This window comes from Mycobacterium sp. NGS22, assembly GCF_059813095.1.
Genome location: NZ_JCALDY010000011.1, coordinates 85,860 through 105,214, shown reverse-complemented (window position 1 = coordinate 105,214; position 19,355 = coordinate 85,860). Strand labels below are relative to the sequence as shown.

At 67.4% G+C, this 19,355-nt stretch carries 11 protein-coding genes; 7 read left to right on the top strand and 4 right to left on the bottom strand.

Annotation, left to right across the window (positions count from 1 at the left end; genetic code table 11):
* Nucleotides 1–122: 122 nt before the first annotated feature.
* The 3 genes from recC to recD are packed head-to-tail and all read left to right on the top strand — an operon-like array spanning nucleotide 123 to nucleotide 8,514.
* On the top strand, nucleotides 123–3,407 hold the full coding sequence (gene recC, locus AC5Y47_RS12705; RefSeq protein ID WP_499944358.1) for an exodeoxyribonuclease V subunit gamma: 3,285 nt from the start codon (nucleotides 123–125) through the stop codon (nucleotides 3,405–3,407).
* A complete protein-coding gene (gene recB, locus AC5Y47_RS12700; RefSeq protein ID WP_499944357.1) occupies nucleotides 3,407–6,757 on the top strand; it encodes an exodeoxyribonuclease V subunit beta in 3,351 nt (1,116 codons plus the stop codon). The genes recC and recB overlap by 1 nt, the downstream gene beginning before the upstream one ends.
* Nucleotides 6,754–8,514, top strand: coding sequence for an exodeoxyribonuclease V subunit alpha (recD, locus tag AC5Y47_RS12695; RefSeq protein WP_499944356.1), 1,761 nt, complete (start codon nucleotides 6,754–6,756; stop codon nucleotides 8,512–8,514). The genes recB and recD overlap by 4 nt, the downstream gene beginning before the upstream one ends.
* A gap of 92 nt (nucleotides 8,515–8,606) precedes the next feature.
* On the opposite strand, the gene AC5Y47_RS12690 is transcribed toward recD, so the two are convergent.
* Nucleotides 8,607–9,572, bottom strand: a complete 966-nt coding sequence (locus AC5Y47_RS12690; protein WP_499944355.1) for a hypothetical protein — start codon at nucleotides 9,570–9,572, stop codon at nucleotides 8,607–8,609.
* Nucleotides 9,573–9,790: 218 nt separating this feature from the next.
* On the opposite strand from AC5Y47_RS12690, the gene AC5Y47_RS12685 reads away from it, so the two are divergent.
* Complete coding sequence (locus tag AC5Y47_RS12685; protein ID WP_499944354.1) at nucleotides 9,791–10,879, top strand: DUF8808 domain-containing protein; 1,089 nt, start codon at nucleotides 9,791–9,793, stop codon at nucleotides 10,877–10,879.
* A 22-nt stretch (nucleotides 10,880–10,901) separates the two neighbouring features.
* Here AC5Y47_RS12685 and AC5Y47_RS12680 read toward each other — a convergent pair whose 3' ends face one another.
* From AC5Y47_RS12680 to AC5Y47_RS12670, 3 genes are read right to left on the bottom strand one after another with little or no spacing between them, the layout of a single operon-like run.
* Nucleotides 10,902–11,990: a galactokinase gene (locus AC5Y47_RS12680; protein WP_499944353.1), complete on the bottom strand. Its 1,089-nt coding sequence runs from the start codon at nucleotides 11,988–11,990 to the stop codon at nucleotides 10,902–10,904.
* The gene (galT, locus tag AC5Y47_RS12675; protein WP_499944352.1) at nucleotides 11,987–13,063 is read right to left on the bottom strand and encodes a galactose-1-phosphate uridylyltransferase; all 1,077 of its coding nucleotides are present in this window, start codon (nucleotides 13,061–13,063) and stop codon (nucleotides 11,987–11,989) included. Before galT ends, AC5Y47_RS12680 begins: the two co-directional genes overlap by 4 nt.
* Entirely contained in the window at nucleotides 13,060–14,004 is a 945-nt protein-coding gene (locus AC5Y47_RS12670) for a class I SAM-dependent methyltransferase (protein WP_499944351.1), read from the bottom strand. Before AC5Y47_RS12670 ends, galT begins: the two co-directional genes overlap by 4 nt.
* Nucleotides 14,005–14,185: 181 nt before the next feature.
* Here AC5Y47_RS12670 and AC5Y47_RS12665 point away from each other — a divergent pair, with 181 nt between their 5' ends.
* From AC5Y47_RS12665 to AC5Y47_RS12655, 3 genes are all read left to right on the top strand, one after another.
* A complete protein-coding gene (locus AC5Y47_RS12665) occupies nucleotides 14,186–16,561 on the top strand; it encodes a lysylphosphatidylglycerol synthase transmembrane domain-containing protein (RefSeq protein WP_499944350.1) in 2,376 nt (791 codons plus the stop codon).
* Between the two features lie 128 nt (nucleotides 16,562–16,689).
* A complete protein-coding gene (locus AC5Y47_RS12660; RefSeq protein WP_499944349.1) occupies nucleotides 16,690–17,175 on the top strand; it encodes a hypothetical protein in 486 nt (161 codons plus the stop codon).
* A 32-nt stretch (nucleotides 17,176–17,207) separates the two neighbouring features.
* Nucleotides 17,208–19,352 (top strand): FUSC family protein, encoded by a 2,145-nt coding sequence (locus AC5Y47_RS12655; RefSeq protein ID WP_499944348.1) that lies wholly within the window; start codon nucleotides 17,208–17,210, stop codon nucleotides 19,350–19,352.
* Nucleotides 19,353–19,355: the final 3 nt, after the last annotated feature.

Below are 19,355 nucleotides of genomic sequence, written 5' to 3'. Positions count from 1 at the left end.
GGTTTCAGCATGCCCGTCAACGGTGCGGCGTTAACCAGCGGCCACGAGGGACGGCTCCGGCGAACGGGCCGGTCGCGACCATCGTGCCCACTTGTCGGCCCCCCGGTCTATGGTGGCCCGCAATGGCGCTTCATCTCCACCGTGCCGAACGGACAGATCTCCTTGCCGACGGTCTCGCCGAACTGTTGGCCGAGCCGCCGTCGGACCCGTTTGCCGAGGATCTGGTGCTGGTGCCGGCCCGCGGCGTGGAGCGCTGGTTGAGCCAGCGACTTTCCCACCGATTGGGGTCGGCGCCGGACCGCGGCGACGGGGTGTGCGCCGGCGTGTCGTTCCGCAATCCCGCGTCGCTGATCGCCGAGATCACCGGCACCGTCGAGGACGACCCGTGGTCGCCGGAGGCGATGACCTGGCCGCTGCTGCAGGTGATCGACTGCTCGATGGACGAGCCGTGGTGCCGCACGCTGGCAAGACATCTCGGGCATTTCGACGTCGACGACGAAGCCGAATTGCGTCGGGGCCGGCGGTATGCGGTCGCGCGCCGGCTGGCCGGGTTGTTCGCGTCCTATGCCCGGCAACGGCCCGGGCTGCTGGTCGACTGGTTGGCCGGGGAGGTAGCCGACCTCGATGACGATCTGGCCTGGCAGCCCGAATTGTGGCGGGCCTTGGTGAGGCTGGTTCCGGCCGACCCGCCGCACATCAGGCACGCCAAGACGGTTGCCGGCTTGCGGGCGGGCCGCGCCGATCTGCCTTCCCGGCTTTCGCTGTTCGGTCACACCCGGCTGGCATGCACCGACATCGAATTACTGGACGCCGTGGCGACCCATCACGAGTTGCATCTGTGGCTGCCGCATCCCAGCGACGACCTCTGGCGGTCCCTGGCCGGCGATCACGGCGCCCTGCCGCGGCGCGAGGACACCAGCCATCGCAAGGTAGGCCACCCCCTGCTGGCGACGCTGGGTCGGGATCTGCGCGAACTGCAACGCGCGTTGCCGGCCCGCCCGGCCACCAATGAGGCGCTCGGCGGGGCCGACCGCCCGGACACCCTGCTGGGCTGGCTGCAATCCGACCTGACCGCCAATGCCGTCCGCGCGCAAGGACGCTCGTTGGCCCACGACGATCGCTCCATCCAGGTGCACAGCTGTCATGGTCCGGCCCGCCAGATCGACGTGCTGCGCGAGGTATTGCTCGGCTTGCTGGCTGACGACCCGACGCTGGAGCCGCGCGACATCCTCGTCATGTGCCCCGACATCGAGACCTACGCGCCGTTGATCGTCGCGGACTTCGGGATGGGCGACGTGATCCACGACTCGCATCCCGGGCATCGGCTGCGGGTGTGCCTGGCCGACCGTTCCCTGTTGCAGACCAATCCGCTGCTCGGTGTCGCTTCGCAGCTGCTTGCGTTGGCCGGGGGTCGTGCCACCGCAAGTGAGGTGCTCAACCTCGCCCAGGCGACGCCGGTGCGCGCCCGGTTCGGCTTCAGCGACGACGATCTCGAGGACATCACCAGCTGGGTCCGGCAGGCGAACATCCGATGGGGTTTCGACCGAGAGCACCGGCAGCCGTTCGGCGTCGACTTCGTCCACAACACTTGGCGATTCGGCATCGACCGGGTGCTGGCCGGCGTCGCGATGTCGGAGGCCTCGCACGCCTGGATCGACTCGACGTTGCCGCTCGACGACGTCGGCAGCAACAGCATCGAATTGGTGGGCCGATTCGCCGAATTCGTCGACCGGTTGCAGCGGGTGGTCGTCTCCCTCACCGGTACGCGGCCGTTACGCGAGTGGTTGGCGGCGCTGTCGGAGGGCATCGCCCTGCTGACCCGCATCGACGACGCCGACATCTGGCAGAGCAGCCAGATGCAGCGCGAGTTCGCCGACGTGCTCCACACCGCGGGGACGAGGTCGGAAACCCCGATGCGGCTGACCGACATCCGCGCGTTGCTGCAGCGTCACCTCGCCGGACGGCCCACCCGCGCCAACTTCCGCACCGGCACCCTGACAGTCTGCACCATGGTCCCGATGCGTTCGGTTCCGCACCGGGTGATCTGCCTGGTCGGACTCGACGACGGCGTGTTCCCGCGACTCGGTGTCGTCGACGGTGACGACGTCCTGGCCCGCCGCCCGCTGACCGGTGAGCGTGACATCCGTTCCGAAGACCGCCAACTGCTGCTCGACGCCATCGGCGCGGCCACCACACATCTGGTCATCACCTACACCGGCGCAAACGAATACTCGGGTCAGCGCCGACCACCCGCGGTACCGTTGGCCGAACTGCTCGACACCCTGGACGTCACGACGCAGGAAAAGGTCCGCTCCCGCATCGTCGTCGAACATCCGTTGCAGCCCTTCGACATTCGCAATGTGCAGCCCGGCCGACTCGTCCCCGCAGTGCCGTTCAGTTTCGACCCGATCGTCCTGCGGGCGGCCCGTTCGCTCACCGGATCACGGGCCCCGCAGCCGCAGTTCATCGGCGAACCGCTGCCGCCGCCTGCGCCGGATGACGTCGTCCTCGCCGACTTGATCACTTTCTTCAAGGACCCGGTCAAAGGGTTTTTCCGGGCCCTCGAATACACGCTGCCGTGGGACGTCGACGGCGTGGCCGACGCCATGCCGGTCGATATCGACGCGCTCGAGGAATGGACGGTCGGCGACCGGATGCTCAACGACATCCTGGCCGGCATGGCTCCGGACGAGGCCAGACAGGCGGAGTGGCGCCGGGGCACCCTGCCGCCCGGTCAGCTCGGCTGGCGCAAGGTGAACGAGATCCGGGATCAGGCCGGATTGCTGGCCGCGGCCGCCCGCAAGTTCCGCCACGACGAAGCCAAACCCTACGACGTCGACATCGACCTCGGATCCAGACGGCTGACCGGCACCGTGCCCGAGGTGTTCGGCGACCGGCTGGTGTCGGTGACGTACTCCAAGCTGGACGGCAAGCATCTGCTCGGATCGTGGATCCCGTTGTTGGCCTTGTTCGCCCACTACCCCGGCCGGGACTGGTCGGCGGTGTGCATCGGTCGGCCGAAGCGCGGCACGAGTCCACGGCAGCTGGGGCTGGGTCCCCCGCGGGAGTCGGCGATCGAGGTGCTGCGGGAGCTGGTGGCGATCTACGACGCCGGGCGGCGCGAGCCGATCCCGTTGCCTGTCAAGACTTCCTACGCCTGGGCGGCGGCCCGGCACAACGGGGACTACCCCGTGACTCCGGCCGAATACCGATGGAAATCCGGCCGGTATCCCGGGGAGGACAAGGCGCCCGCTCACGAGCGCGCCTGGGGCCGGTACGCGCCGCTGTCGAAACTCATGCAACCGCTGCGACCGGGCGAGGAGTACGACGGCGAGGACAACCGTCTGGGCGCCTACGCCGCGCGTCTGTGGCTGCCCATGCTGCGCGCCGACAGGAGTCCCGGCTGATGCAACCGTTCGATCTGCTGGGTCCGCTTCCGAAGGACCGGTCCACCACGGTGCTGGAAGCCAGCGCCGGCACCGGCAAAACGTTCGCGCTGGCCGGGCTGGTGACCCGCTATATCGCCGAAGGCCGAGCCACCCTCGACCAGATGCTGCTCGTCACGTTCGGACGGGCGGCCAGCCTCGAACTCCGCGAGCGTGTGCGTTGCCAAATCCTGGCTGCGCTGGTCGCTTTCGATGACGAAACCACCGTAGGCGACAACCAGCTGGTCGCCCATCTGCTCGAGGGCAGCCAAACACAGCGCGACGAACGCAAGCAGCGGTTGCGCGACGCGTTGGCCGGCTTCGACGCCGCGACGATCGCCACCATCCATCAGTTCTGCCAGTTGGTCCTCAAATCCCTTGGCGTAGCCGGTGATACCGATGCGGGTGTCACGCTGGTGGAGGACCTCGACGAGTTGATCACCGAGATCGTCGACGATCTGTATCTCGCCCATTTCGGTCATCAGCGCGACAATCCCGCACTGAGCTACCCGGATGCGCTCAGAATGGCCCGCAAGGTGGTCAACAACCCGTGCGCGCAGCTGCGGCCCCTGGCACCCCAACCCGGCTCCCCTGCGGCATTGCGTGTCGACTTCGCGAGAAGAGTCCTGTCCGAGTTGGAGATCCGCAAGCGTAGGCGCGGCATCCTCGGGTACGACGATCTGCTCAGCCGGCTGGCCGAGGCGCTGGACACCGGCGACTCCCCGGCCAGAGCGCGCATGCACCAGCGCTGGCCGATCGTCATGGTCGACGAGTTCCAAGACACCGACCCGGTGCAATGGCAGGTTCTCGAACGCGCGTTCAGCGGACGGTCCACGCTGATCCTGATCGGCGACCCGAAGCAGGCCATCTATGCGTTTCGTGGCGGCGATATCGTCACCTATCTGCACGCGGCGAAAACCGCCGGCGAAAAGCGAACACTGGTCACGAACTGGCGCAGCGACAGCGCGCTGGTCGAGCGGTTACAAGCGGTGCTGAACGGGGCCGAGTTGGGTGACCCGCAGATCGTGGTCCACGATGTGCAGGCGTATCACCGGGGTCATCGGCTGGTCGGCGCCCCGCGCAATGATCCGTTCCGGCTTCGCGTGGTCCGCCGAGCTACGTTCGGCCGTAAGGGGATTCAGAACATTCAGATCGACGACCTGCGCGAGCACATCGGTCGCGACCTCGCCGCCGACATCGGCGGGCTGTTGGCCAGCCGGGCAACCTACGACGGCAACCCGGTCGCGGCGCGCGATGTCGCGGTGATCGTCGAGACTCATAGAGACGCCCGCATCTGCCACCGCGCTCTGACCGGCGCAGGCATCCCGGCGGTGTATACCGGCGACTCCGATCTGTTCGATTCGGCGGCCGCCGACGACTGGTTGTGCTTATTGGAGGCGTTCGACCAGCCGCACCGCCCCGGCGTGGTGCGTGCCGCCGCAGCGACGATGTTCTTCGGCCACTGCGCCGAAGACCTCGCCGCCGGCGGTGACCAGCTGACCGACCGGGTGGCAGATACGTTGCGCGAGTGGGCGGATCATGCCCGGGAACGCGGGGTGGCCGCCATCTACGAGGCCGCGCAACGCAGCGGCATGAGCGACCGGGTGTTGTCGTGGCAGGGCGGCGAGCGGCACATGACCGACCTGGCCCACGTCACGCAACTGTTGCAGGAGACCGCCCACCGCGAGCGCTATTCGTTGCCGGCACTGCGGGATTGGCTGCGCGACCAGCGCGAGGATCGGGGTAGCGGCGGCGAACGCAACCGCAGAATCGACAGCGACGCAGCCGCCGTCCAGGTCATGACGGTCTGGGTGAGCAAGGGCCTGCAATACCCGATCGTGTATCTGCCTTTCGCGTTCAATCGCAACATCCAGCAACGCGAGCCGGTGCTGTTCCACGACGGGGAAGTGCGCTGTCTGCACGTCGGCGGCAAGGACAGCCCGGACTTCGCCGAAGTCGAACAACTCGGTGTCCAGGAATCCGCCAACGACGACAGCCGGCTCACCTATGTCGCGATGACCCGAGCCCAGTCACAGGTGGTGGCCTGGTGGTCACCTGCGCACGACGAGCCCAATGGCGGTCTGTCGCGACTGTTGCGGGGCAGGCGACCCGGGGAGTCGGTGGTTCCGGACCGCTGCATTCCGACCAAGATCGACGACGACCAGGCGTGGGCCCGGCTGCAGGAGTGGGAGACCGCGGGCGGGCCGGTGCTGGAGGAGTCCGTGATCGGTTCCGCCCCAAGCGTTTCCGCGCCGCTACTGCCGCACGACCTGGATATCCGGCACTTCCATCGCCCGATCGACACCGCCTGGCGGCGTACCTCCTACTCGGGCCTGATCCGGGTGACCGAGCAGGCGGCACCCCTCGGCGTGACCAGCGAGCCCGAGGTCGCCGAATTGGACGACGAAGTCAGCGACATCCCGTTGACCGAGGTCGCTGCGGTGCCGGATGTGCCCTCGCCGATGGGCGCGCTGCCGACCGGCGCGAAGTTCGGCACGCTCGTGCACGCGGTGCTGGAGACCGCCGACCCGTTCGCGGCGGATCTGGCCGGTGAACTCGAGGCGCAGATCCGTACCCATGCGGTGTGGTGGCCGTTGGACGTGTCGGCCGCCGAGTTGGCCGCCGCCATGGTCCCGATGCACGACACTCCCCTGGGGCCGCTGGCCGACGGGCTGACGTTGCGTCAGATCGGTCTGCGAGACCGGTTGCGCGAGTTGGACTTCGAGTTCCCACTCGCGGGCGGCGACGTTCGGGTCGCGGGCGGCGACGTTCGGGTCGCGGGCGGCGACGTTCGGGTCGACGCCGCCGACATCCGACTCGCCGACGTCGGGCGGCTGCTACGGTCACACCTGCCCGCCGACGACCCGCTGGTGTCGTATGCCGAGCGTCTGGCCGGCGAACCGCTGGGCGGACAGTCGCTGCGCGGCTACCTCAGCGGTTCGATCGACGCGGTGCTGCGGATTTCCACCGACTGCGGCCCCCGCTACCTGGTCGTCGATTACAAAACCAACTGGCTCGGTGATCCGGACCGGCCGTTGAGCGCCGCCGACCACACCCGCCCGCGGCTGGCCGAGGCGATGCTGCACTCGGACTATCCACTGCAGGCATTGCTGTACAGCGTTGTGCTGCACCGGTTTCTGCGCTGGCGGCAGCCCGATTACGATCCGCAGCGGCATCTCGGTGGTGTGCTGTACCTGTTCCTGCGGGGGATGTGCGGGCCCGCCACTCCGATGGTGGACGGCCATCCGGCCGGGGTCTTCAGCTGGGCACCGCCGACCGCACTGATCAGCGAGTTATCCGATCTGCTCGACGCGCGCACGGCGGCGGCATGACGGCGCCGTCGACCGAGATCATCGACCCCGCCGACCGGCGGCGGGTGGTCAGCGCCACCGGCATCTTGCTCACTTTCAACGAGGCCGGAGTGATCGAGTCCGCGGATGTGCATGTCGCGCAACGACTCACCACGATGGCCGGTGAGTCGAACCCGACGGTTGCACTGGCTGTCGCGTTGGCGGTGCGCGCGCTGCGGGGCGGCTCGGTGTGCGTCGACTTGGGATCCGTCGAATCGCAGGTCGGCGTGGCCGGTTTGCCGTGGCCGACGGGTGACGAGTTGCTCGCCGCGGTCTCGGCCAGCCCGCTGGCCGGATCCCCACCGGTATTGAGAGTTTACGACGGCCGGCTGCTGTACCTGGACAGATACTGGCTCGAGGAGCAACAGGTCGCCGAGGACTTTTCTGCTCTGCTGTCGGCGCACGCGGCGCCGGATCCGCCGGGAATCAACCGTCTGTTTCCGGCCGGCTACGAGGAACAGCGCGCGGCGGCGACCGTCGCGCTGCGACAAGGTCTGACCGTGTTGACCGGCGGTCCAGGGACCGGCAAGACGACCACGGTGGCGCGGCTGCTGGCACTGTTCGCCGAACAGGCGCAACTGGACGGCAAACCGCCGCTGCGCATCGCCTTGTCGGCACCCACGGGTAAGGCCGCGGCGCGGTTGAATGAGGCCGTGCAGTTGGAAATCGACAAGCTGGAACCGGTTGACCGGCAACGGGTCTCGGGATTGCGGGCAACGACCTTGCACCGGCTGCTGGGCAGGCGGCCCGATACCTCGTCGCGGTTCTACCACCATCGTGGTAACCGGTTGCCGCACGATGTCATCGTGGTCGACGAGACGTCGATGGTGTCGCTGACCATGATGGCCCGGCTGCTGGAATCGGTGCGTCCTCAGGCGCGGCTGTTGCTGGTCGGGGACCCCGACCAGTTGGCCTCGGTGGAGGCCGGCGCGGTGCTGGCCGACCTGGTCGACGGGCTGGGACCCCGGGACGCCGCACTCGCGGCGCTGCAGACTTCGCACCGGTTCGGAGAATCCATCGGCGAGCTGGCGGCCGCGATCCGTTCCGGCGACACCGGCACGGCCGTCGACGTGCTGCGGGCCGGCGGGGATCACGTCGAGTGGATCGACAGCGATGATTCTGCCGACCGGCTGCGTGCTGTGCTGGTGCCGCATGCGTTGCGGCTGCGACAGGCGGCCGTGCTCGGCGATGCGGCGACCGCGCTGGCCACGCTGGACGAGCACCGGCTGCTGTGTGCGCACCGGCGCGGTCCATTCGGCGTCCAGCACTGGAACCGGCAGATCGAGCGCTGGATAACCGAAGCGACGGGCGAACCGATCTGGTCCTCGTGGTATGCCGGCCGACCGGTGCTCGTCACGACCAACGACTACGGGCTGGGCGTCTACAACGGCGACACCGGGGTGACGGTGCTGGACAGCGAAGGGCAGCTACGCGCGGTCGTCGCCGGTGCCGACGAGTTGCTCGAGTTCGCCACCAGTCGGCTCTCCGACGTCGAAACCATGCACACCATGACGATCCACAAGAGCCAGGGCAGCCAGGCCGATGAGGTGACTGTGCTGATGCCGCAAGAGGATTCGCGGTTGTTGACCCGTGAGCTGTTCTACACCGCGGTCACTCGCGCCAAGAAGAAGGTCCGGGTGGTGGGGTCGGAGGCGACCGTGCGCGCCGCAATCGAGCGGCGCGCGATGCGAGCCAGCGGCCTCGCCCATCGCCTCCAGGCCACCCGGACCCTCCACTGACGGCGACAAGCACCGCGACATCCATGGTGCAGGTGAGCCAGCGCGGTGTGGAGAGTCACCAACCTTCCGTTGCGGTTTCCTGCGCAGCCCGCTCACGCAGACGCCGCACGCTGTCCCCGCAATGCATCACACGCGGCCTCGAAACGCGCCCACTCGTCGGGACGTGGCCGCACCCCGTCGTTGACCAGGGCGTAGCTACCTACCTGCATTCCCGGCGCGAGCGGCGCCAGCAATCCCGCGATCATTCTGATCTGTCCCGCCGGGCTGTCGGCGAAGCTCTCGAATACCCTTTTGCGGATCCATGCCAGCGCATCGTCCACACCGGCCGCCAAGTCCAATGCGGGGACCCGCAGTGCTCCATTGCATCCGAGAACCTGCTGATCGAAGCGGTCTTCCCAACACTCGGTGGCCCAACCCCTCCACACTTCCGGAAGGGCTTTGAAGATTCCCATCGCATCCGCGGTCTGCCACACTCCGACCGTCTTGCGCGCAACGTCGATGTGGACGCCCCCCTCCGGGATCTTGCCGAGAGCCACCCGCCGCAGGCCGCGACCGGGCAGCAGGTCGAGCAGTGCGGGTCCGTGCCAGGACTTGTTGAGATCGCCCCACCACAGCGGCCACATCCGAACGCGGCCGGCGGCATCGACGACGGACACCAAGTGGCACATGACGTTCAGGTCGTCGGCGAGCTTGATCCCCGGCTGGTCGTCCCAGGATTGGAGTCGCAACTGCGCGCCGACGTAACCGGCCAGTTCGATGGTTCCGTCGTAGGCCCACCCGATCGAGTAACCCGGCCACACCGCGGCAAGCACGCTCATCATCGCCCGGCGTTCGGGCATGCTCACCATCAACCCGTCGCCGAAGAACAGCAGCCGGCGGCGGTCGAGGTCGACCACTGCACCGCCGTCGGCCCACAGCGGATCCACCCAGTCGTTCTTCGCGCACGGTCGCAGCGACTGCACATAGCGCAGCGCGAGATCCGGTCCACCGATCAGCGCATCAAGCATCCGACAACCCGCCCAATGCGAGTAATACAGTTGCCAGTCTTGATCTTTCACGATCACGAAGTTCGCCCGGTTTCCCATCTCGGCCCCAATCCGCACTGGCGCGCTTCTGACATCGCGCCGACTGAGCCAAGCATCACGCAGGGGTCCGACAACAACGCCGGCAATCCGCCGCGCACGACGGAGTCATCCACAGTGGGCAACTTGTCCACAGGCGGAGTTCTTGGCCCCGTACCATGGCCGAGACACCAGGCACCGACGCGAGCGACGCAATGACAGAGCAAGGCATGGACCCGCTACTGCTGGGACAGCGCGTCGTCGCGATTCTGGAAACGGGTCTGCGTAGCGCGACCTACAAGCTCGCCACCCTGATGGCGCTCGTCGACTTCAGCATCGAGAACCTTCCCGACCATCCCGACCGGGCGCTGCGGGTTTCGATCCCGGACCTGGCCCACCGGGTGCTGCAGATCTACTGGCGACAGGTCCGGCCGTTCGACGGGCATGAACTACGGCAGGTCCACGGTTCGAAAGCACGAATCCTGATGGCTACCAATCACTTGCGGTCAGCTTCCGGGGCCGGCGGAAGCGGCTTGGCGCTGGAAGTAGCGATGACGAGAGTCCCCGAGGTCTACCAGGAGACGATCGACAAGATCGCGCTGTGTCTGGCCCAGCAACCGCTGCACCGACTGCAACGATTGCCCGGAGCATCATGCAGCGACTCGTTCCTCTACGACGACTCGTTCCTGCACGACCAGGTATCCCGGTCGACGCTGCGGGCCCACGGCGACTCGATAGAACTGCGCCCCGGCGTGGCCTACGGCCTGGCACGGCTCGCGGGGCTACTCAAGCCCGCACTGGAGATGATGTGGGTCGAGGACGTACGGCGCATGAACAAGTTCTTGGATGCCGAGGTTCCCGACGTCGCGGGTCACCTCTTCGGCCGCGAGCGAACAGCTTTGGCGATGGTCCGCGAACCCCTCAAGGATGCTTTCGGTGCCCGCTGTTTCTACTGCGGCGCCGACCTGCCGGCGAGCAACCCGATCGACCATGTGCTGCCTTGGTCACTGGTCGGCATCGACGGTTTGGCCAACCTGGTGCTGGCGTGCGCGCGCTGTAATGGCGACAAGAGCGGCGCATTGCCCGCCGTCGATATCATCGACCGCGTCCTGGGGCGCGACCGGAATCTGTTGGAACAGATCGCAAGCGAGATCCAATGGCCGACCCAACGCAGCCGGGTTGTCGCCGCCGCCCGGGGTATCTACCGCGGCCAACCGTCCGGTGTACCGACGTGGTCCGGGTACCGCACGAGTACACGTCTGGACATCAGCACGCCGCCGTGGTGGATCCGAATCGATTGCTGACGCCGGCCGAAAGAACGGATCGTCAGCATCGGCCCGCACCCCCCGCGGCGAAAGTCCGGCGAATCGCCGGTTCCGGGTAGCCGGCGTCGGCAGCCGCCCGTCGCACCGCGTCCGCGACCACCGGCGCTCGGTCGGCAGGCGCCAGCGCGATCACGGTGCCTCCGAAACCGCCCCCGGTCATCCGGGCACCGAGCGCACCCGCGTGCAGTGCGCTGTCAGCCAGCAGATCGATGTGCTCGGTGGTGATGCCGAAGTCGTCGCGCATCGACCGCTGGGAGGCGGTCATGATCTGTCCGGCCCGAATCAAGTCCGAATCACTCAGTGCGGCAATGAATTCCAGCACCCGGTCGTTCTCGGTCAGCACGTGACGGGCACGTCGCGCATCGATCGGATCGATCACCGCATCCAGCGCCGCTAAGCCGCGGTCCTGGACGACGCGCAGCGACGACGCACCCAGGTCCCTGGCCGCCCGTTCGCACGCCGCCCGTCGCGCCGCATACTCTCCGTCGACGTGTCGGTGCCGGGACCGGGAGTCGATGAGCAGCAGCGTGACACCCGAAGCGTCGGGGTCGAACGGTACCGGTTGGACGCTGATATCCCGGAAATCGATCTGTAGCGCGGTTTTCGGCCTGCCCTGCAGCACCGCCAACTGATCGAGCAAACCCGTTGGGGCACCGATGTAGTCGTTCTCTGCCCGCTGCGCCACCCTGGCCAACTCGGTGGCGCCGAGATCGACGCCCGCGGCCGCACCCACCGCGCCGAGGACCGCGCACACCAGCGCGGCCGAAGAGGCCAAGCCCGAACCGCTTTCGACGTCGCTGGTTATCGACATCGTCCCGCCGGGAAGCACGTGGCCGGCCGACCGAAGCGCCCAGATCGCCCCCGCGACATAGGCGGCCCAACCCGCCACCTCGCCCGGCTCGGTGTCCAGCGGGATCCGAACCGCGCCCTGCGCACGATCGCTGGTCACGGTGACCGCGTCGGTGCGCTCAGGTGCGAACGCGGCGACGGTACGCTGCGGCAACGCGATCGGCAGCGCGAACCCCAGGTTGTAGTCGGTGTGCTCGCCGATCAGGTTGACCCGCCCCGGCGCGGCGTAACGGACGGTCATGCGCCTGATTCCCGCAATCGTGCGGCCACCGTCTCCGGGATGACGTCGCCGATGAAGGCACCCATCGCCGACTCGGCGGACGCCAGATACTTCAGTTTGGTGGCGCTGCGCCGAATCGACATCAACTCGACGTGGAAATAGCCGTCCTGTTGCGCATCGGTGTACTGGTGCAGCGCCGACATGTACGGCAGCGGCGCCGAATACATCCGGTCAAACCTGCGCAGCATGTCCAGATAAATCCGGGCGAACCCGTCCAACTCTGCGGCACTGAAGTCAGTAAGGTTGCGCAACAACCGATTTGGGTAAATGTGCACCTCTACCGGCCAGCGTGCGGCGAACGGCACGAACGCGGTGAACAGTTCGTCGCGAGCGACGACGCGACTGCCGTCCGCCAACTCGGCCGCCAGCAGGTGCGCAAACAGGTTGTCGCCGTTCAGTTTCCGGTGCAGGCGGGCTTGCCTCAGCATGGTGTCGGTGCGGGGGGTCAGATAGGGGTAGGCGTAGATCTGGCCGTGCGGATGGGTCAGGGTCACCCCGATCTCCTCGCCGCGGTTCTCGAAGCAGAACACCTGCTCGATCCCGGGCCGCGCCATCAACTCGGCGGTGCGGTGCCGCCACGCCTCGACCACCAGCCGGGCGTGGGCCGGGTCCAGGTCCGCGAAGGATCCGGTGTGTTCGGCGGAGAAGCAGATCACCTCGCAGCGGCCGTGCCCCGGCGCAGAGACGAACCCGGGTTCCTGCGGTGGTGCGACGGGCCCGACGCCGCAGAGGCTGGGAAACCGATTCTCAAACACGACCACGTCGTAGTCGGCGGCCGGGACCTCGCTGGTCATCCCGGTCTCGCCCGGGCACAGCGGACACGATTCGGCCGGCGGCTTATAGGTGCGGTCCTGCCGCTGTGCGGCAACGATCACCCACTGGCCGGTGGTCCGGTCGTACCGCAGTTGCGATGGGGCCGGGTCGCGGCCAGGCAGTGGCCGGCGATCGGGTACCGGCGCGGGAACGTGCGAGGGCAGCGCGAAGAAAAGGAGATCGCGGCCGTCGGCCAGGGTCCACCGCGTCGGCTCCGTCACGGCCGTCGCAGGGCGTTGACGAACACAGTGCGCGGGGTGGTGTCCTCGACCCCGGCAGGCACTCCGCGCCCATAGCCGGCCATCAACTCTTGCGCCGGCGTCACCGTCGCATCCCAGCCGTGCCGGCCCAACCAGCCGCCCACGTCCTCGCGTTCCTCGAAATACCACAACTCGTCGGTTCTCGGGATCTCGCGCTGCGGTTCGACTTCGGCCAGCAAGACGCGCAGGCGATCCATCCGGTCGCGGCGTCGCGCACGCACTTCCGGGTCCATCCAGTCCGGGCCGGGCGCCTCCACCGCGATCCGGCTACCGGCCGCACTGAGCCCCTGGATACGGTCGAACAGTAGCTCGTGGGCAGTCGCCGGCAGGTAGGGCAGCAGCCCTTCCACCGACCAGGCACTCGGTCGCGAAGGATCGAACCCGGCCTGTTGCAGTGCGGCCGGCCAATCCTGGCGTAGGTCCACCGCGACAGCGACCCGCTTGCAGGTGGGCGACGCACCATGTTCGGCCAGTGTCGAGGCCTTGAAGTCCAGTACCTTCGGTTGGTCGAGCTCGTAGACGGTCGTGCCATCCGGCCACGCCAACCGCCAGGCCCGCGAATCCAATCCCGCGGCCAATATCACCACCTGATCGATCCCCGATCCGGCGGCATCGGTGAAGAACGTGTCGAAAAAGGCTGTGCGAGAAGCCATGTAGCCCCTCATCGACCCCATCCGGGTCCGCAGTTCGGGATCGGCCTCGAGAACCTTCTCGGGCAGATCTGGTCCGGCGAACCAGTTCCACACGCCATCGCCGACAGCGTCCAGGAATACCCGTGCGAACGGATCGCTGATCAGCGGATCGTCGCTCTCCGTTTCCGCCGCGCGGGCCGCGGCCACCCCCAACGCAGTAGCTCCCACGCTTTCGGTGATTTCCCAGCTGTCGTCGTCTGTCCTCGCCACGTCCGCGCCCTTCCGTTGTCGACACTCGACATTAGAACGCCTCAGCCTGCGCAGATGCGCACCCCGGCTTCGCGATTGATCACAGCGCGTCGCCGGTGTCCATCAGCCCCATGACGCATGACTCCGGTTAAGTTGTGTGCGGGCCGCTAAGAGACACGGCGCAGCCGAAGGATCTATGGACATGCGAGTTGACGGACGCGACATCACGGTGTCCGGCAGCTTGCTGCAACCGATGACCCGGCGCACCAACGACATCATCCGGCTGGCGCTGGCGGCCGTCGCGCTGGTGGCAGTGGTGACCAGTTCGCTGATCACCCGTCCTCGGTGGGTGGCGCTGGAGAAATCCATCTCCCAAATCGTCGGAGTGCTGACCCAGACCCAGTCCGACCTGGTGTACCTGGTCTATGGCATCGCGATCCTGGCGCTGCCGTTCGTGATCCTGATCGGCCTGATCGTCTCGCGCCAATGGAAGCTGCTCGGCGCATACGGCGCCGCCGCGCTGATGGCCGTTCTCCCGCTGTCCATCAGCAGCAACCGCATCGCCGCGCCGCGCTGGCACTTCGACCTGTCCGACAAACTCAGTTCGCTGCCAGAGCAGTTCCTCGACGACCCGCGCTGGATCGCGATGCTCTCCGCGGTGCTGACCGTGTCGGGGCCCTGGCTACCGGCCCGCTGGCGGCACTGGTGGTGGGGACTGCTGCTGGCGTTCGTACCGATTCACCTCGTCGTCAGCGCCATCGTCCCGGCGCGCGCGGTGGTCGGGCTGGCGGTGGGCTGGTTCGTCGGCGCGTTCGTGGTGCTGGTCGTGGGGACCCCCGCCCTGGAGGTGCCGCTGGAGGGTGCGGTCCGCGCGATGGCCAAGCGTGGCTTCCTGGTGTCCAGGCTGCTGGTGGTCCGGCCGGGCGGGCCCGGTCCTCTGGTGCTGTCCGCGGAATCCACCGATCCCGAAGCCAGAGCGGCGGTCGAGCTGTACGGGCCTCATCAACGCAGCGGTGGCGCCCTGCGGCAACTGTGGTGGAAGTTGCGGCTGCGCGGATCCGAGACGGCACCGCTGCAGACCTCGCTGCGCCGCGCCGTCGAGCATCGCGCGCTGATGGCCATCGCCATCGGGGACATCGGCGTTGCCAACACCGCGACCATCGCGCTGGCCGCACTCGACCGCGGCTGGACGCTCTACGCGCACAAGCCCGTCCGAGGGGTGCCGCTGGACGAATGTGCCGGCCAGACGCCGGTCGCAAAAGCGTGGGAATCCCTGCGAGTCCTCAACGATCACCAGATCTCCCACGGAGACCTGCGCTGCAACGAGATCACCGTCGCCGACGGCTCCGTGCTGTTCGGCGGTTTCGGTTCGGCCGAATACGGTGCCACCGACGCCCAACTGCAGTCCGACATCGCCCACCTGCTCGTGACGACCTCGGCGTTGTACGACGCGCACTCCGCGGTGGCCGCCGCGATCGACACGTTCGGCAAGGAAACCATCCTCATCGCTTCTCGGAGGCTGACGAAATCCGCTGTGCCGAAACGCATCCGGCAGTCGGTCGCCAACCCGAAGGGCGTCATCTCCGAAGCCCGGGCGGAGGTGAAACGCCAGACGGGTGCCGATCAGATCAAAGACGAGACGATCACCAGGTTCACCCGTGGCCAGGTCATTCAACTGGTCCTGATCGGGGCGCTGGTCTATGTCGCGTACCCCTTCCTCAGCACCGCGCCGACGTTCTTCTCCGAACTCAGTCACGCCAACTGGTCGTGGGCGCTGCTGGGCCTGGCGGTGTCGGCGCTGACCTACGTCGGTGCGGCCGCCGCGTTGTGGGCCTGCGCGGACGGGTTGGTGGGTTTCTGGAAGTTGACAATCGTCCAGATAGCCAACACCTTTGCGGCCACCACCACCCCGGCCGGAGTGGGTGGGCTTGCCCTCAGTACCCGCTTCCTGCAGAAGGGTGGGCTGACCGCGCTGCGGGCCACCGCCGCGGTCGCGCTTCAACAAGCCGTGCAGGTGATCGTCCACGTCGCGCTGCTGATCATGTTCAGCGCGGTGGCCGGGACGTCGACGGACCTCTCGCATTTCGTCCCGGATGCCACTGTGCTGTACCTGATCGCCGGCGTCGCGCTGGGCATCGTCGGCACCTTCTTGTTCGTGCCCAACCTGCGGCGCTGGCTGGCCACCGAACTACGGCCGAAACTCAAAGAGGTGACCAACGACCTCGTCGAGCTCGCCAAGGAGCCGAGACGCTTCGCGCTGATCGTATTGGGCAGTGCCGGAACAACTCTCGGCGCGGCACTGGCTTTGTGGGCCAGCGTCGAAGCATTCGGTGGCGGCACGACGTTCGTCACCGTCACGGTGGTGACGATGGTGGGCGGGACCCTTGCATCGGCCGCCCCCACACCCGGCGGGGTCGGCGCCGTCGAGGCGGCGCTCATCGGTGGGCTCGCCGCCTTCGGCGTTCCCGCGGCGATCGGGGTGCCCTCGGTGTTGCTGTACCGGGTGCTCACCTGCTGGCTACCGGTGTTCCTCGGCTGGCCGGTGATGCGCTGGCTCACCAAGAACGAGATGGTCTGAGCACGCGCGCCGTTCAGGACCACTACATCCCGGAGAAGAACATCAATCAAGTCCCGGTCCACCGCGGCGACCTGCCCGTCCCCCGCCGCGGCGTTCCTTTTTCGGCAAATGGACTTACGGTGGTGGACATGACAGATCAGTCGTATGCGGTAGACATCGGACATCCTCCAGAACCCTTGCTTCGCGCGGTCAACCCCGTGTTGAAGTCCTTGTTACGCACTCCGCTCGCGGGGCCGCTGCGCAAGCAGCTGATGGTGCTGAACTTCACCGGACGAAAGTCGGGAAAATCGTTCTCGATCCCGGTGAGCGCCCACGTGATCGACAACGATCTGTATGCGCTGGCCGGCGCCAACTGGAAGTACAACTTCAAGGGCGGCGCCCCCGCGCAGGTGGTCTACGGCGGCAAGACCCGCACGATGCGTGGCGAAGTCGTCGAAGACCGTGGCACCACGTACGACCTCTATCTGCGCTGCGCGCAGTCCTACGGAGTCAAGCAGGCGCAGCGGATGATGGGGCTGAAATTCCGCGATGACCGCGTGCCGGCCCGGGAGGAGTTCGCCGAGGCGATCGACCGGCTGAAACTGGTAGCGATCAAGTTCACCCCGGCCGGGTAGCAGTTCTCTTTGCGCACAACGTTGTTGAGCGGATGACGCTCGCCGCCACATTCCAGCGGGTACGAACCTGGACGATCGGTTCCGATCCCGGCTTGCTTCGCCTCAGACTGGCCATCCGCGCCACCACAGCGTTGGGTTGTTCGCTGCTGGCGATGTACGTGTTGACCACCGCGACAAGGCAATCCCTGACCGTCGCGCTGCTCGGAGCTGTCATCACCATGGTCGCGGCCCGGTCGGTCAACGAGCCGGACCCGCGGCGGCAACGCATCACCATGGCGTTGCTGCCGGTGCCGGCGACGCTGTCCATCACCGCGGCCGCCCTGCTGTCGCGCCACCAGCTCGTCAGCGACATCGTCTTCGTGGCAGTGGTGTTCGTCGCGGTCTACATCCGCCGGTTCGGTGCGCGTGGACAGGCACTGGGCATGGTCGCGTTCATGGCTTACTTCTTTGCCCTGTATCTACGTGCGGGCCCGCATGAGTTGCCGTGGATGATCGCCGCCGTGCTGGTGGGCACGTTGTGCACCTTCCTGACGACGACCTATGTGCTGCCCGACCATCCGGATCGTTTGCTACAAGCCACCATTCGCTCGCTGCGGGCCCGGATGGCGATCCTGGTCGACGCCACCGCCGAAGTATTGCGGGCGGACCGGCTCAACGAGCGACGCCGACGCCGGATGCGCACCCGCATCGCGCGGCTCAACGACACCGCGTTGATGGTGCAGGACCGGCTCGAAGACAAGTCCAATCCGGCCGCTACTTCGCTCGGGGAACGCTTGGCCCCGTGGCTGTTCGACGCCGAACTCGCCGTCGAATGGGTGGCGATCGCCGGTCAGCGGGTGGCGCTGGCCGCCATGCACGGGCCGGCCATCCCGACTGCCGTCCGCGCCGAACTCGTCGCCGCCCTTTCCGAACTCGGCTGGGCCATCAGGGTTCCCAGTCCCGACGGCCTACGGGCCGCAGCCGACCGGGCCCAGGGTGTGCTCGACGGCCAGCCCGCCACCTCAGAAGAGCCCGGCGACGCTGCCGTCCGTCGGCTTGCCATGGCGATAATCGGCGCTGCCACAGCCACTTCGGAGGTGCGGTCGCTGATCGAGGAAGCCGCCGACGCCACCGGACCCGCGACGGAGCCGGACGACGATTCCGATGACGACGTCCAGGCGGCCCGAAGCGGCCTGCTGCCCACGACGCGGCAAGCCATCCAGGCCTGCACCGCGGCGTCGCTGGCCATCGTCGCCGGCGACGTGGTGTCACCGGATCGCTGGTACTGGGCGGTGATCGCGGCGTTCGTGGTCTTCGCCGGCACCAACACGTGGGGCGACACCCTCACCAAAGGTTGGCAGCGCCTGCTGGGCACGGCGCTGGGCGTGCCCTGTGGAATGCTGGTCGCCACCGCCTTCGACGGCAACACGGTCGGGTCGGTGGTGATGGTCTTCGTCTGCCTGTTCTGCACGTTCTACTTCATGCAGGTCACCCAGAGTCTGATGGCCTTCTGGATCACCACGATGCTGGCGCTGCTGTACGGACTGATGGGCCAGTTCAGCCTCGACGTCTTGGTGGTGCGGATCGAGGAGACTGCGGTCGGGGCGGTCATCGGCGTCGCCGTCGCGATCCTGGTGCTGCCCACCAATATCGGCACCACAATCCGCAACGACACCCATGAGTTCCTCACTGCATTGTGCGCCCTGATCGAAACGTCCATCGCGATAATGTTCGAACACGACGCAGCGGGCAGCCCCACCGAACAGGCACGCCAACTCGACCGGAAGCTGCGGCAGTACCGGGCGACCGCCAAACCGCTCCTGGCCGGTGTCGCCGGGTTGGCGGGCCGCCGCAGCATCCAGCGCGAGCTTCGGTTGTTCGCGGCCTGCGATCGTTACGCCCGAGTCCTGGCCCGGCGCAGCGAACAGTACCGAAACCTCGACTGCCCCGACGAGGTCGCCGACGCCGTGACCGGCGCCGCTGTGCAGGTCCAGCACAACATCGATGTGCTGATCGAGACCCTCGACGGCACGCAGCCGGAGGGCCTGGTCTCGGCGGCCGACGCCCTCGACGCCGCCGAGGCACTGGCTCGGGATTTATCGGCCCTGTACCCGCTGCGCCAGATAGACCGGATCGTCGTCGCCGCCGCAACTCACCTGGACCCGGATGCGCTTTTCATTGGTGCACAACATCATTGAAGA

Bases quoted from the DNA above. Each gene is read 5' to 3' on its own strand.
- recC (WP_499944358.1), top strand. From the start codon at position 123: ATGGCGCTTCATCTCCACCGTGCCGAACGGACAGATCTCCTTGCCGAC.
- recB (WP_499944357.1), top strand. From the start codon at position 3,407: ATGCAACCGTTCGATCTGCTGGGTCCGCTTCCGAAGGACCGGTCCACC.
- recD (WP_499944356.1), top strand. From the start codon at position 6,754: ATGACGGCGCCGTCGACCGAGATCATCGACCCCGCCGACCGGCGGCGG.
- AC5Y47_RS12685 (WP_499944354.1), top strand. From the start codon at position 9,791: ATGACAGAGCAAGGCATGGACCCGCTACTGCTGGGACAGCGCGTCGTC.
- AC5Y47_RS12680 (WP_499944353.1), bottom strand. From the start codon at position 11,990: ATGACCGTCCGTTACGCCGCGCCGGGGCGGGTCAACCTGATCGGCGAG.
- AC5Y47_RS12665 (WP_499944350.1), top strand. From the start codon at position 14,186: ATGCGAGTTGACGGACGCGACATCACGGTGTCCGGCAGCTTGCTGCAA.
- AC5Y47_RS12660 (WP_499944349.1), top strand. From the start codon at position 16,690: ATGACAGATCAGTCGTATGCGGTAGACATCGGACATCCTCCAGAACCC.
- AC5Y47_RS12655 (WP_499944348.1), top strand. From the start codon at position 17,208: ATGACGCTCGCCGCCACATTCCAGCGGGTACGAACCTGGACGATCGGT.